Consider the following 14,295-nt stretch of genomic DNA (forward strand, 5'->3'; position numbering starts at 1 on the left):
GGCCAGGGCGATCTCGCGGGCGGTGGCGCCGTCCCCGCCGGCGCGGCCGCGCAGGAGGGTGTCGTAGCGGGCGGTGGCCTGGACCTGGCGGGCGGCCAGGGCCCGGATCTGCCGTTCGGTCTCGGTGATGACGTCGATGAGCTGGGCGGGGCTCAGGTCCTCCGCGAGGTCCTCCCCCAACTCCTCCGCGGGGTCCTCCAGGGGGTCCTCGGGGGGTGCGACGGTCGACGACATGGCAGGACCCTAGCGTCCGACGACCCCGCCGACAAGACCGAAGTCGTTGCACCGCAACGTATTCATCGGGCCGCGCGATCCCCCGCCCCAGTTCTACCAGCCGTCCCTGACATCCACGACAAGTTGTCCACAGGGCGTCCGGTCAGAGTCCCGACGAACCTCCCCGGCGTCCAGAACCCGTCCCCGTGGCGTTCCCGAAACCCCTCCCGCCGCCGGTCGGGACCGCGTCGGGCAGGGGCTGGGAGGAGTCGGCGAGCACGACCTGCTCGCCGGCGCTCACTCCGGACGTCACCTGCGTCCGTCCGTCGCCGACGGTTCCGGTCGCCACCTGCACCACCCGCGTGCTGCCGCCGGACCCGAGGACGGTGACGTCCGCACGGTTCCCGCCGAGCGGGGTGAGCGCGGAGTCCGGCACCGTGAGCACCCGGTCCGCGTGTCCCGTCGTGACCGTCACGCCGGCGGAACTCCCGATCGCCAACGACGGCGGGGGCGAGGTCACGACGACCTCGACCGCGTCCGTCGGCGAGGAACTGCCGTCCGCGGCAGTCGATCCGGTCGCGTCCGATCCCGTTGCACCCGATCCGGTGGCGGTCGTCGGCAGGACCGCGATCGACGTCACCCGACCCGTGAGGGCGGTGCTCGACCCCGAGGGCACGACCTGGGCCGTCCCACCGACGCCCAGCCCGGCCAGCTGGGTCACGGGCACCTGCACGGTCACCGACACCGCCCCGGGATCCACGACGAGCACCGATGCCGAGGAGTTCTCCGCCGCCCCGACGGCGAACGGGACGGAGGCGACCTCACCGGCGACGGGGGACGTCAGGGTCGCCCCCGCGAGCGCGTGCTCGGCGGCGGTGACCTGCGCCTGCGCCTCGGTCACGGCCGCCTGCGCCTGGTCCGGGGTCGTGGGGTTCCTCGTGCCGGCGCCCGGGGTGCCGCCCGCGCTGTTCCCGGTCGGGTGGTTCGCGGCGGCGGCGGCGTGCTGCTCGGCCTGCAGGGAGGTCGACAACGCCTGGAGACAGGCCGCCACGGCGCTGGGCGCCGGGCCGGCGGGGGCGGTGCTCGACGCGGTTGCCGAGGGTCCGGCCGTGGGGGCCAGAGTGGGTGTCCCGGTCGGTGTTCCGGTCGGTGTTCCCGTGGGAGTTCCCGTGAGAGTTCCGGTGGGTGTTCCCGTGGGTTCCTCCGTGGGCGCACTCGTGGCGGCGGTGGTGGCCGTCGTGGTGGGAGTTGCCGCCGAGGACCTCGCCGCAGCCGTGGTGCGGCCGTGACCGTTCGTCCCCGCGGGCGTGCCGCCGGACAGCACCGGAGCGCACGCCTGCTGCGCCGCCTGCACCGCCGCGACGGCGGCACCCGACCCCGAACTCCCGGTCCCGGTCGCCGCCGGGGCGGGCGTCGCGGCGGCCGCGTCGACCGCCGCGAGGTTCGCCTGCGCACTCGCCAGGGACGCCTTCGCCTGCGTGAGGGCGGTCTGCAGGGTCGCGGGGTCGATCGTCGCCAGCACCTGCCCGGCGGTCACCCGCTGTCCGGGCGCCACGGACACCGTCGTGACCTCACCGCCGACGGGGAACCCCACGGACGTGGGCGACGCGGCCCCCACCGTGCCGAGGAAGTCGGTGGTCTGCGCCACGGAGCCGAGTTCCACCCGCCCCGTGACGTACCGCGCACCCGGAGAGGGTCGTTCCGCGGCTGCGGCCGTCAGCGCCCCACCGACCGTGACGCCGAGGGCCACGCCGGAGACGAGGAGGCGACGGCGCCAGCTCCACCGGCGCCGACGGGGCAGCAGGAACGCGGGTGGCGGGGTCGGCACGGGGGACCTCCGGGGGTCGGGGGAGTTCACTGGCTGCGCAGCGCGTCGATGGGCGCGAGCCGGGCGGCGCGGTGCGCGGGGTAGACGCCGGCGACGAGACCGACGACGAGCGAAACCCCGACCGCGGCGACCGTGGCGGTCGCGGACAGGTCGACGGGTTGACCGATGACCCGGGGCAGGAGTTCGGCTCCCGTGACGCCGAGGGCGACGCCGAGGACCCCACCGCCCACTCCGAGCAGCCCTGCCTCGAGGACGAACTGCCGGCGGATGGCCGAGGGCGAGGCGCCGATGGCCTTGCGCAACCCGATCTCCCGCACCCGTTCGGTGACGCTGACGAGCATGATGTTCATGACGCCGATCCCGCCGACGAGCAGCGACAGTCCTGCCACTCCGCCGAGCAGGACGGTCAACGTGTGCGCCGTGGCCGTCGCCGTCGAGACGAGCGCCTGCTGGCTGGTGAGCGTGAAGTCGGCGGTGGCCGGCGTGACGCCGTGCAGCGTCAGCAGGGTGCGGTCGACCTCCTGGTAGGCCGCGGACAGGGCGGCCGGTCCGGTCGCCTCGACGTACAACGTCGAGATCCGCGTGCGGGCGCCGCCGCCGAGGAGCGCGGCCGCCGTCGTCTGCGGCAGCACGGCCGTGTCGTCCTGGCTCGTTCCGCTCGCCGACGTCCCTTCGGGGGCGAGCACCCCGACGACCGTCAGCGGGGTCCCGTCCACCTGGACCGTGCGCCCGACGGCCGAGGCGGCGCTCGGGAACAGGTCCTGGGCGGTGAGGGGGCCGAGGACGACGACGGGTGCGGCCGCGTCGACCTCGGCCTGCGTGAAGAACCGCCCCGTCACGAGCGTGCGGTCGCGGACGGCCGTCCAGGACGGGGTCGTCCCCGCCAGCGTGGTCCGCCAGTTCGTCGTCCCCGCCACGAGCGTGGCGCTGCCGGAGGTCACCGGGGCCACGGCGGCGACGTCGGGGGCGTCGGTGCGGTCGGTGAGGGCGGCCGCGTCCCGGGTCGTCAACGTGGACGCCGAACCCGCCCCGCCGCGCACCCCCGTCGTCGAGGTGGAACTGCCCGGCAGCACGATGAGCAGGTTGCTGCCGAGGGCGCTGATCTGTTCGCTGACCCGTTCCTGCGCACCCTGGCCGAGGCCGACGGTGAGGGTGACGGCCGCGATGCCGATGAGGATGCCGAGGGTCGTCAGCAACGACCGCAGCCGGTGCCCGGCGACCGCCTCGACGGCACTGTGGGCGGTGTCGAGGAGGTTCACCGCGCCACCCCGGTGGCTCCGGCGATCACCGGGGGAGGGGTGAACCGCCCGTCCCGCAGGTGGAGGCGGTCCTGGGCCCGGGCGGCGACGTCCTGTTCGTGCGTGATGACGACGATGGTCCGTCCCGCGGCGTGGAGTTCGTCGAACAGGTCCAGGACGTCCTCGGTGGAGGCGGAGTCGAGGTTGCCGGTGGGTTCGTCGGCCAGCAGCAGGGCGGGTTCGGTGACGAGCGCGCGGGCGACCGCGACCCGCTGCTGCTGCCCGCCGGAGAGTTCCCCCGGCCGGTGGTCGGTGCGGTCTCCGAGACCGACGCGTTCCAGCGCTGCGACGGCCCGGGCCCGACGGTCGGCCCGGCCCACCCCGGCGTAGGCCAGCGGCAGTTCGACGTTGCGGACGGCGGACAACCCCGGCAGCAGGTGGAACTGCTGGAACACGAAGCCGATGAGCCGGTTCCGGGCCGCGGCCAGGCCGTACTCGTCCATGGCGCCGACCTCGACGCCGTCGAGCCGGTAGCTGCCCGTCGTCAGCGCGTCGAGGCAGCCGAGGACGTGCATGAGCGTCGACTTCCCGGATCCCGACGGTCCCGTGATCGCCAGGTAGGCCCCCTCGCGGACCGTGAGGTCGACGCCGACGAGCGCCCGCACGGTCAGTCCCGATCCGGTCGTGTACGTCTTCACCGCGTCCCGCAGGTCCAGCACGGTCCGACCGGTCCCCTCCGGTCCCACGGCGGTCACCGCCCGGCCCCCGACCCGGCCGGACCGCCGGTACCCCCGCCGCCGGAGCGACCACCCCCGAACCCGCCGCCCCCGAAACCGCCACCACCGGAACCCCCGCCGGCACCCCCGCCGGCACCCCCACCGGAACCCCCGCCGAAACCCCCGCCACCCCCGAAGCCGCCGGACCCCGTGGTGGTTCCGAGCCGGGCGACGTCGGGAACCGTGACGCGCACGGTGTCCCCGGCGGACAGACCGGCGGTGACCTGCGTCCGGGAACCCTCGACGGTCCCCAGCGTCACGGGGGTCGCCTCGGGGTGCCCGGCGACGACGCGTTGCACCGTCGTGCGTCCCCCGGACGTCGACAGGGCCGCCGTGGGCACCGTCAGGACCGACGGGCTCGACCCCGTCGTCACCGTCACGTCCGCGCTCGCCCCCGTGTACAACCCCGTCGGGGTTCCGCTGAGCTGCAGCACCACCGGGAACTGCGCGCCGTCGCCGGAACCCGCCGTGGACGGGTCCGCGACGACCCCCACCGAGGTGACCGTCGCCGGGAGCTTCGTGCTCGCCCCGGTGGGGACGACGGTCGCGCTCTGCCCGTCGTGCAGCTGCCCGAGGCTGCTGCTCGGCACGTCGGCGTCCACCAGCCACCCGCCCGTGCCGACGACGGTGACGACCGCCGTGGTCCCCGAACCTCCCGTGGACTGCCCGACGGTGAACCCGACGGCCGCGACCGTTCCGGCGAAGGGTGCGGTGAGGGTCGCGGCGTGCAGCGCGGTGGTGGCCTGGGCGAGGTTCGCCTGCGCCGCGGCGAGTTGCGCCTGGGCGGCGGCGAGCTGCTGAGCGCTGACACCTGAGGCCGCGGCGGAGTCCGCGTCCACGGTGCTCTCGTCGGCCGTCACCGCGGCCTGTGCGCTGTCGACCTGCGCCTGCAGCGCCGTCGGGTCGATCGTCGCGAGCACCTGGCCCGCCTGGACCTGCTGCCCGACGGCCACGGGGACCGAGGTGACGGTTCCCGAGGAGGTGAACCCCAGGTCCGCGCGCTGCTGGGGTGCGAAGGTCCCGGTCGCGGTGACGGTGTTCGTCAGCGGGCCGACGGTGACCTGCACGTCCCGGTAGCGCGGGGTGCCCGATCCGGTGCCCGCCGACGCCGACGACGCGGTGTCGATCGTGTGCACGGCGCCCCCGGCGACCACGGCCGCGGCGACGGCGACGACCGCGGTGGTGAGGACGGTCTTCCTGCGGTGGGGCACGAGCTCACGTCCAGTCTCGGCTGCTCCACCCCGGACGGGTTCGGCCCGCGGACGAGCGTCGACCGTGCGGCTGCGGACCGCCTCCCGGTCGGCTGCACGAGAACTGTGAGAGCGCGTCCGAGCCCCGCCGACGCCGTCCGGGGTGCGACGGACAGGGCGTCCGTCCGGCCGGTCGCGGAAGGGTCAGAATTGACGTCGTCGTAACCGTCGGAAACACGTTCGCAACACAGCGGTGCGAGTGTGATCACACATCACGGAGGTCAGCATCGTGGACGTCAGCGCCATCACCGTTCCCACGCTCGCGGAGGAGGTGTACGACCGTGTCCGGTCCGGCATCACCACCGGCACCCTGGCGCCGGGCAGCCGGGTCTCGATCCGGGCCCTGGCCGCCCAGCTGTCCGTGAGCGCCATGCCGGTCCGGGAGGCGCTCAAACGCCTGCAGGCCGAGGGGTTCGTCGTCTTCGAGCGCCGCAGCATCAGCGTGGTCTCGCTGACCGCCGAGGAACTCCAGCAGGTGTTCGCCGTCCGCTCGCGGCTGGAGCAGCTGGCCACCGAGTGGGCTCTGCTCCGGCTGACCCCCGCCGACGTGCAGGACCTGCGGGCGGTGCTGGCGCAGATGGCCGACGAGCACCTCGAGACCGGCCGGTGGCGCGCCCTGAACCGGCGCTTCCACCAACGCTTCTACGAGTGCGCCGGCAGTCCCTACCTCCTGGACCTCCTGCGCGGGGTGTGGGACAAGGTCGAGCCCTACATGACCGTCTACGCCTCGAGCGTGGAGGACTTCGGCGAGGCGCACCGGCAGCACCTGCGCATGCTCGACCTCATCGAGGCCAGGGACCTGCCGGCCCTGCTGACCGAGAACGACGGACACCTCGAACACACCCGCCGCACGGTCGCCGACGCCCTGTCCCGGGCGCGACGACCACCGACCTGAGACCGCCCCACGATCCCCGTTCCCGGGGACGCGACCGGAGGACACCGCATGGAACCGCGCGAACCCGACCGCTTCGCCGAACTCACCGTCGCCCGCTTCCACGACATGCTGCGCGCGCAGGAGGCGACCAGCGCCGACCTCACGGCCTGGTACCTGCAGCGCATCGAGGACCTGGACCGCGACGGACCCCGCATCGGCGCCCTGGTCACGGTCAACCCCGCCGCCCTCGACGACGCCCGCGCCGCGGACGCCCACCTCGCCCGGACCGGGCGCCTGCTGGGCCCCCTGCACGGCGTCCCCGTCGTGGTGAAGGACCAGGCCGAGACGGCCGGGATCCCCACCGCCTTCGGCTGTTCCCTGTTCGCCGACTACGTCCCGGCGCAGGACGCCACCGTCATCACGAGGTTGCGCGCCGCGGGGGCCGTCGTCCTGGGCAAGACGGCCATGTGCGACTTCGCCGCGGGGTGGTTCTCCTTCTCCTCCCGCACCGGTTTCACCCGCAACCCCTACGACCTGGACCGCGAGACCGGCGGTTCCAGCGCCGGCACCGCCGCCGCCGTCGCGGCCGACCTCGCCCTCCTCGGGCTGGGGGAGGACACGGGTGGCTCGATCCGCCTGCCGGCCTCCTTCACCAACCTGTTCGGCCTGCGCCCCACCACGGGCCTGGTCAGCCGCACGGGTTTCTCCCCGCTCGTGCACTTCCAGGACACCCCGGGCCCGATCGCCCGCACGGTGGCCGACGCCGCCGTCCTGCTCGACGTCATCGCCGGCTGGGACCCGCAGGACGAGTTCACCGCCGTGGCCGCCGCGCACGAGCACACCGGTGCGTTCGCGCAGGACCTGGACTCCCGGGGGCTGGACACCTTCCGCGTGGGGGTGCTCGAGGACGCGTTCGGCGCGGGACCGGAGTCGGCCGGCACGAACGCGGTCGTGCGGGCGGCCGTGGACCGGTTGCGGGAGCAGGGCTGCACGGTGGTGGACGGGCTGGAACTGGGCGACCTGCGCGAGTGGGTCACCGGGACCTCGCTCTACACCACGCAGTCCAAGCAGGACCTCACCGCGTTCCTGGCCGACCGGCCCGACGCACCGGCGCGCTCGTGGGACGACATCGTCGCCGCGGGCGCCTTCCACCCGCTCACCGACCTCGTCGTCGACATCGCGGCCGGGCCCGCGGACCCCCACGACGACCCCGAGTACCTCACCCGCCGCCTGCGCCAGGAGCAGCTGTGCCGCAAGCTGTCCGCGCTCATGGCGGCCGCGGGCGTCGACGTCCTCGTCTTCCCCACCGTCCAGGTGCCCGCCCCCACGCGCGAGGAACTGGCGGCCAAGCGCTGGACGGCGCTGACGTTCCCCACCAACACCGTGCTGGCCTCGCAGTCCTCGCTTCCCGCGGCCAGCGTCCCGGTCGGTTTCACCGACGGGGGACTGCCCGTCGGGATGGAGGTCGTCGGACCCGTCATGAGCGAGCGGCTGCTGCTGCGCTTCGCCCGGGCCTGGGAACGGGTGGCGTCCCCGCGTCGGGCCCCGCGGTTCGCCGACCGCGACGTGCCCGTCGCCGCGGTCGTGGGGTGAACCGGACGGGCGCCCGGGCCCTGGACCTGAACTGCGACCTGGGCGAGAGCTTCGGCGTCTACCGCCACGGCGCGGACGCGGAGGTGATGCCCCTCATCACCTCGGCGAACATCGCCTGCGGCGCCCACGCCGGGGATCCCCGCACCATGCGCGAGAGCGTCGACCTGGCCGCCCGGCACGGGGTCGCGATCGGCGCCCACGTGGGGTTCGCCGACCGGGAGGGTTTCGGTCGGCGCGCGATCGAGGTCGGTGCGCAGGACGTCCACGACCTGTGCCTGGCCCAGATCGGCGCGCTGGACGCGTTCGTGCGCGCTGCCGGGCAGCGGATGGCGCACGTCAAACCCCACGGTGCGCTCTACGTGGTGGTCAACGACCGCCCCGACCTGGCCCGGGCGGTGTGCGCCGCGGTGACCGCCTTCGACCCCGCCCTGGCCCTGTACGCGCTGCCCGGTTCCGCCCTCGTCCACGCCGCCCGGGCCGCCGGACTGGCCGTCGTCGAGGAGTTCTTCGCCGACCGCCCGTACGAGCAGGGGCGCGTCCGGATGTTCGGCTGGGGACCCGACGACCTCGGAACCCCCACCACCGCCGCCGAACGCACCGTCCAGCAGTTGTCGACCGCCGCCTTCGCAGGCGTCGGCACCGTCTGCGTGCACAGCGACAGCCCGGCCGCCGCGGACCGCCTGTCCGCCCTGCGGACCCGGTTCGCGGGGGAGGGCTGGACGGTCGCCCCGCCGCGGCGACCGGACCCCGCCGCTGCGCTGGAGTCCCTCCACCCGATCCACCTGCTCCCCGCCTCCACCCTCGAGAGGAACCGATCGTGAGCACCAGCACCCGTGACGGCGTCGCCGTCGAGCACCACGGCCTCGAGTCCGAGTTCGAGCACGAACCCGTCCCCGCCTCCCGCCGGCGTTCGCTGGGGTCGGTGTCGGCCGTCTGGTTCGGCTTCCCGATGATCATCACCAACGCCATCTTCGGCGGCACCATCGTCTACGGCCTGGGGTTCTGGCGCGGGACGGCCGCCATCCTCGCCGGGAACGCGGTGCTCTTCGCCTACGTCGGGGCCCTCAGCTTCGTCGCCGGCCGGACGGGCAAGAACTTCGCCCTCACGGCCGCCGAGACGTTCGGGCGCAAGGGGGCACCGGTCGCCGCCGGGTTCCTGTCCACCGTCGTCATCGGCTGGTTCGCCTTCCAGACCGGCCTGACCGGCGCCACGCTGAACTCCTCCCTGGGGTGGAACGAGCCGCTGATGATCGCGGTGGCCGGCGTCCTCTACATCGCGATCACGTTCATCGGCATCCGCGCGCTCACCGTGATCGGTCTCGTGGCCGCCCCGCTGTTCGTGGTCCTGGCGGTCGTCGCCCTCGTCTTCGCCGCCCGCGACGGCGGGTTGTCCGGCATCACCTCCTACCAGGGCGGCGCGCCCGACGCGGGCGTCCTCAGCGTGGGGGCGGCCATCACCATCGTCGTCGCGGGTTTCGCCGACTCCGGGACGATGACCGCCGACTTCACCCGCTGGTCGCGGTCGGGCCGCGAGGCGGTCCTGGCGACGTTCACCGCGTTCCCCGTCGCCAACGTCGTCTCCCTCATGGTCGGCGGGCTCATCGTGGCGGCGGGGGCGGCCGCGGCCCCGGCGGCCAACGGCGGCGACTTCCTGCCGATCCTCACCTCCCACGGCTGGGTGCTGTCGGCGCTGGCGGTCGTGTTCGTCTTCATCAACCTCGGGTCGGTGTGCACCCACTGCCTCTACAACGGCGCGGTGGGCTGGAGCCAGCTGACCGGTGGCCGCATGCGGGTGCTGACCCTCGTCCTGGGCGGCGTCGGGCTCGTGGCGGCCCTGGCCGGGGTCTGGAGCCACTTCGCGGCCTGGCTGAACCTCCTGGGGATCTTCGTCCCGCCGATCGGTGCCGTGCTCATCCTCGACCAGGTCGTCCTGCGCCGGTCGGCGCGCCGGCCGCTGACGTCCTTCCGGGTCCGGCCCTTCGTCGCCTGGGCGGTCGGCGCGGTGGGCGCGGCGCTCGTGCACTACCGGGCGCCGCACCTGTCCGAGGCCGTCGCGGGCATCGTCGTCGGCGCGCTCGCGTACCTGCTGCTGGACCTGGTCACCGGGCGGCGGGAGTTGTCGCAGGAGCCGGCCGGAACCCCGGTCGTGAGCCCGCGCAGCCCGGAGCAGACGGCCGGCACGACGGCGAAGGACCCCTCGTGACGGGTCCGGCGTCCGTGCCGGACGACCTCACGCGCCTGCCCGCCACGGAGGTGGCGCGCCTCGTGCGCGAGCGCACCGTCTCGGCGGCGGAGGTGACCGAGGCCGCCCTCGACCGCGTCGAGGCCCTCGACGGCACGTTGCACGCGTTCGTCGAGCTCACCGCCGACAGCGCGCGGGCCCAGGCGGCCGCCGTCGACGCGGCCCTGGCCCGGGGGGAGGAGGTCGGTCCGCTCGCCGGGGTGCCGTTGGCCGTCAAGGACCTCATCGCCACCAAGGGGGTGCGCAACCGCAACGGGTCCCCGGCCTACCTGGACTTCGTCCCCGACGAGGACGACATCGTCGTGGAGCGGGCCCGAGCGGCCGGAGCGGTCCTGCTGGGACAGACGACGGTCCCGGAGTTCGGCTACAGCGCCGTGGGGCACAGCCCCGTCAGCCCCACCGCGCGCAACCCGTGGAACCCTGAACTGACCCCCGGGGGTTCCAGCGCGGGGTCGGCCGTCGCGGTCGCCACCGGCATGGCCCCGCTCGCGTTCGGCAGCGACGGCGGGGGGTCCATCCGCATCCCGGCCGCGCACTGCGGGCTGTACGGGATGAAGGCGTCGATGGGCCGGGTTCCGCTCTACCCGGGCACCCGCGACGAGCGCTACCCGGGGATCTCCAGTTGGGAGAACCTCGAGCACGTCGGACCGCTGACGCGCACCGTCGCCGACGCCGCCCTGCTGCTCTCGGTCGTCGCCGGCCCCGACCCGCGCGACCGGCACTCCATCCCGTGCCTCGACGTCGACTGGACGGCGGCCGCGGCCGCCGGTGCCGCCGAGGGCCTCGCGGGGGTGCGGGTGGCCTACAGCGCGGACCTCGGTCACCTGGCCGTCGACCCGCGGGTGCGGGAGGTCGTCGACCACGCGGTCGAGGTCGTCGCCGGTCTGGGGGCCCACGTCGAACGCGCCGATCCCGACCTGGGCGACCTCGGCGAGGCGTTCTGGACGATGGTCGCCGCCGAGACCGACCTGCGCGGCATGCGCGCGCTGGCCCGGCAGCACCCCGACATGTCCCCGCACCTGCGGGACCTGCTGGACCGGGCGTGGACGGCGGAGGACTTCACCGACGCCCTCCTGACCCGCAAGCGCGTGGCGAACCGCATGTGGCGCTTCATGTCCGGCTACGACCTGCTGCTCACCCCCACCCTGGCCGTCCCGCCGTTCGGCCTGGGCGTGCAGGGCCCCACGGTGGTCGACGGGCGCGCGGTCGCCGACAACGCCTGGCTGGGTTTCGTCAACCCCCTGAACATGACGGGCCAGCCCGCCGCCAGCGTCCCGGCGGGTTTCACGTCCGACGGTCTGCCGGTCGGTCTGCAGGTCGTCGGCCCGCACCTGGGCGACGCGGCGGTGCTGCGCGCATCGGCCGCCCTCGAGGCCGCCGCGCCGTGGGCGCAGCACTGGCCCGCGCTGGTGGGACGGGCCGGCGCACTGGCCGGGGCTCCCGGAGGCCCCTCGTGACGGGGCTGGACGGGTTGAACCCCTCGCCGGGCGCCCTGGTGGTGGGGATGGTCCAGGCCCGCATCCCGACCATCGGCCGGACCGCCGACCTGCAGGCCCAGGCCGACCGGCTCGCCGACCTGCTGCGCCGGGCGAAACGGGGCATGCCGACGCTCGACCTCGTCGTGTTCCCCGAGTACAGCCTCAACGGTCTGGACCCGGCGACGTTCCTCGACGACGACCTCCTGCTCGACCGGGACGGTCCGGAGGTCTCGACGCTGCGCACCGCGTGCGCCGAGGCCGGGGTGTGGGGGTGCTTCTCCCTCATGGAACGCAACCCCGGGGGAGCGCCGTGGAACGCGGGGATCATCGTCGACGACCACGGGGTGGACCAGCTGTACTACCGCAAACTGCACCCCTGGGTGCCGATGGAACCCTGGCACCCGGGCGACCTCGGGATCCCGGTCTGCGACGGACCGGCCGGTTCCCGGCTGGCCCTGGTCATCTGCCACGACGGGATGCTGCCCGAGGTGGCCCGCGAGGCGGCCTACCGCGGGGCCAACGTCATCCTGCGGACCGCCGGGTACACCCACCCCATCGCCCAGTCGTGGCGGATCACCAACCAGGCCAACGCCTTCCACAACCTCTCCTACACCGTCTCGGTGTGCATGGCCGGTCCCGACCCGAACGGGGTCTGGTCGCAGGGGGCGGCGATGGTCTGCGACGTCGACGGGACCGTCCTGGTCGAGGGGGACGCGACCCCCGACCGGCTCGTCACGGCGGAGGTCGTGCCGTCCCGCGCCGACGACGCCCGGCGCGGCTGGGGGGTGGAGAACAACGTCTACCAGCTCGGCCACCGCGGGTACGTCGCGGTGGAGGGTGGTGCCCGGGACAACCCCTACACGTGGGTGCGGGACCTGGCGGCGGGTTCCTACCGGCTGCCGTGGGAGGAGCAGGTCGTGCACGTCGACGGCACCCGGGCCGGCTGGCCCCCGCCCGCGCAGGTCCGCGCCCGCGCCCAGCCCGGCGGGGGCGCCTGAACTCAGTCCACGGCGGCCCGTGCGGCGGGCGGGTCAGGGGTGCAGGACGAGGGCGGGTTCGGGCCGGTGCACCCCGCGCGGCCGGAACCCCAGCTCGTCGGCGACACCGCACAGGTCCGCCAGCAGCCACACGATCGCCAGCCACATCTCGGTGCCCTGCAGCCCCGGTTCCCGGCCGACGGCGAAGGAGAACCCCTGCCCGTCCCGCCAGGTCCGCAGCGCCTCGGTCAGCAACCTCCTGGCGGCCGCGACGACCTCCTCGCGGCGGTGCCCGGTCTGCCGGCCGGCGAGCCACAGCGGGTGCGCGACGTCGAGCACGTTGCAGGCGTTGCGCCGGTCGGGGGCGAAGAACCGCTGGTCGCCGAGGTGGGCGAGGACGGTGTCGACGACGCGGTCGTGGTGGGGCAGGGGGACGTCGAACTGGGCGAACGTCCCGCGCGAGGCGCGGTAGAACCCGTTCACCACCTGCAGGGCGCCCTCGCCGGCGGGGGCGGTGCCCCACGTCCCCGTCCGCGGGTCGGCGTTCAGCGTGAGCCAGCCGAACAGGGTCTCGACGGTCCCGGGTTCCCCGGGAACTCCCCGGTCCAGGTTCCAGCGCAGCGCGGTGCCGACCGCGTCGACCCACGCGCCGGCACCCCAGGCGCGCGTGCTCCACGGCAGCGCCCGCAGGGAGGCGAGGAGTTCGGCGGGGGTCGTCCGCGCCACGTGGTGCACGGGGTGGGGGAACCGGCGGCCGTGCAGGTCGAGCGCGTACCCGACGCACAGGACGTGGTAGAGCACGTCGCCGTCGGCCGGGTCGGGAGTTCCCGGGACCGGGGAACCCGTCGCGTCGAACCGGCGGACGAGCCCGTTGCCGCTGTCCTGCAATGCTTCCAGCCGGTCCAGCTGCTCCTCCGGCGGCAGCGGTCCGGGGGCGTCGTCGAGCAGGAGTGCCGCGACCTCGAGGGCGTCGCACTGGGCCCGGACCGTGGGTGGGGCGCCGGGGCGGTCGAGGAACTGCCCGCCCGGCAAGCCCGGGTCCCAGCACCGGGCGAGCAGGTCCGGGGCCTGCTCCCGGGCGCGCCGCTCGAACTCCTGCAGGGCGGTCACGAGGTCGTCCGCCGGCTGGGTCGGCGCGGTGGCCGGAGGAACCCTCCAGCGGATGCGGCGGGCGGGGTTCCCGCCGACGACGGCTCCCGCCGGCACGTCCTTCGTCACCACGGCACCGGCCGCGAGGACGGCGTGGTCGCCCACGTGGACCCCGTCGAGGACGACGACGTGCGACCCGATCCACACGTCGTCCCCCACGGTGATCCCGCGCGAGGTCAGGGGCTGGCGGAACACCTCGGTGCCCGCCTCCATGCCGTGGTTGAACCCCAGCAGGGAGCTGTGCGCGCCGATGCGCACGCCGGAACCGCCGCGGACCGTCCCGCGCACGACGGCGCCGAGGTTCACCGTGCAGTCGGCGCCGAGGGTCACCGACCCGCTGACGTAGGCGTGGGCGGCGACGTAGCTGCGCGCTCCCAGGGTGAGGTCCTCGGTCTCGACGGCGGCCAGGGGGCTGACGAACGCGTCGGCGGCCAGCCGCCAGGCGTGACCGGCGACGAACCGGGCCTGGTCCGCGCGCTGCTCTGGCGTCGCCTCGTGCCGGAACCGCCAGGGTTCGACGTCGTGACCGTGGGCGCCGCGCTGCGCGAGGCCCCTCTCGTCCAGACCGCTGGTCACCGGGACCTCCACCGTCGGAGTTGGTAAGCGCTTGCCGGAACGCTAGCACCGCTGCCGGGAGCTGCCCAGGGGTCGTCAGACACGGGGTCTTCCCATCCGAT

Annotated in this window: 12 protein-coding genes; 6 read left to right on the forward strand and 6 right to left on the reverse strand. The window is 74.7% G+C overall.

Annotated features, from left to right (window positions below):
* The 5 genes from AB0637_RS20735 to AB0637_RS20755 all read right to left on the reverse strand — a co-directional run.
* Positions 1–234: hypothetical protein (locus tag AB0637_RS20735; RefSeq protein ID WP_366174587.1), on the reverse strand; the 234-nt coding region annotated here is incomplete at its 3' end.
* A 142-nt stretch (positions 235–376) separates the two neighbouring features.
* On the reverse strand, positions 377–2,041 hold the full coding sequence (locus AB0637_RS20740) for a biotin/lipoyl-binding protein (protein ID WP_366174588.1): 1,665 nt from the start codon (positions 2,039–2,041) through the stop codon (positions 377–379).
* A 26-nt stretch (positions 2,042–2,067) separates the two neighbouring features.
* Positions 2,068–3,300 (reverse strand): ABC transporter permease, encoded by a 1,233-nt coding sequence (locus AB0637_RS20745; protein ID WP_366174589.1) that lies wholly within the window; start codon positions 3,298–3,300, stop codon positions 2,068–2,070.
* Positions 3,297–4,025, reverse strand: coding sequence for an ABC transporter ATP-binding protein (locus AB0637_RS20750; RefSeq protein WP_366174590.1), 729 nt, complete (start codon positions 4,023–4,025; stop codon positions 3,297–3,299). Before AB0637_RS20750 ends, AB0637_RS20745 begins: the two co-directional genes overlap by 4 nt.
* 5 nt (positions 4,026–4,030) lie before the next feature.
* On the reverse strand, positions 4,031–5,266 hold the full coding sequence (locus tag AB0637_RS20755) for an efflux RND transporter periplasmic adaptor subunit (protein ID WP_366174591.1): 1,236 nt from the start codon (positions 5,264–5,266) through the stop codon (positions 4,031–4,033).
* 268 nt (positions 5,267–5,534) lie between these two features.
* On the opposite strand from AB0637_RS20755, the gene AB0637_RS20760 reads away from it, so the two are divergent.
* From AB0637_RS20760 to AB0637_RS20785, 6 genes are read left to right on the forward strand one after another with little or no spacing between them, the layout of a single operon-like run.
* A complete protein-coding gene (locus AB0637_RS20760; RefSeq protein ID WP_366174592.1) occupies positions 5,535–6,200 on the forward strand; it encodes a GntR family transcriptional regulator in 666 nt (221 codons plus the stop codon).
* Between the two features lie 48 nt (positions 6,201–6,248).
* A complete protein-coding gene (locus tag AB0637_RS20765; RefSeq protein WP_366174593.1) occupies positions 6,249–7,772 on the forward strand; it encodes an amidase in 1,524 nt (507 codons plus the stop codon).
* Positions 7,769–8,593 (forward strand): 5-oxoprolinase subunit PxpA, encoded by an 825-nt coding sequence (locus AB0637_RS20770; RefSeq protein ID WP_366174594.1) that lies wholly within the window; start codon positions 7,769–7,771, stop codon positions 8,591–8,593. Before AB0637_RS20765 ends, AB0637_RS20770 begins: the two co-directional genes overlap by 4 nt.
* Entirely contained in the window at positions 8,590–9,975 is a 1,386-nt protein-coding gene (locus tag AB0637_RS20775; RefSeq protein WP_366174595.1) for a cytosine permease, read from the forward strand. Before AB0637_RS20770 ends, AB0637_RS20775 begins: the two co-directional genes overlap by 4 nt.
* Positions 9,972–11,471, forward strand: a complete 1,500-nt coding sequence (locus tag AB0637_RS20780; protein ID WP_366174596.1) for an amidase family protein — start codon at positions 9,972–9,974, stop codon at positions 11,469–11,471. The genes AB0637_RS20775 and AB0637_RS20780 overlap by 4 nt, the downstream gene beginning before the upstream one ends.
* Entirely contained in the window at positions 11,468–12,490 is a 1,023-nt protein-coding gene (locus AB0637_RS20785) for a formamidase (RefSeq protein WP_366174597.1), read from the forward strand. The genes AB0637_RS20780 and AB0637_RS20785 overlap by 4 nt, the downstream gene beginning before the upstream one ends.
* Positions 12,491–12,523: 33 nt before the next feature.
* Here AB0637_RS20785 and AB0637_RS20790 read toward each other — a convergent pair whose 3' ends face one another.
* Complete coding sequence (locus tag AB0637_RS20790) at positions 12,524–14,194, reverse strand: acyltransferase (RefSeq protein ID WP_366174598.1); 1,671 nt, start codon at positions 14,192–14,194, stop codon at positions 12,524–12,526.
* Positions 14,195–14,295 lie beyond the last annotated feature (101 nt).

Source organism: Kineococcus sp. NPDC059986 (genome assembly GCF_040702905.1).
GTDB lineage: Bacteria > Actinomycetota > Actinomycetes > Actinomycetales > Kineococcaceae > Kineococcus.

Bases quoted from the DNA above. Each gene is read 5' to 3' on its own strand.
- AB0637_RS20765 (WP_366174593.1), top strand. From the start codon at position 6,249: ATGGAACCGCGCGAACCCGACCGCTTCGCCGAACTCACCGTCGCCCGC.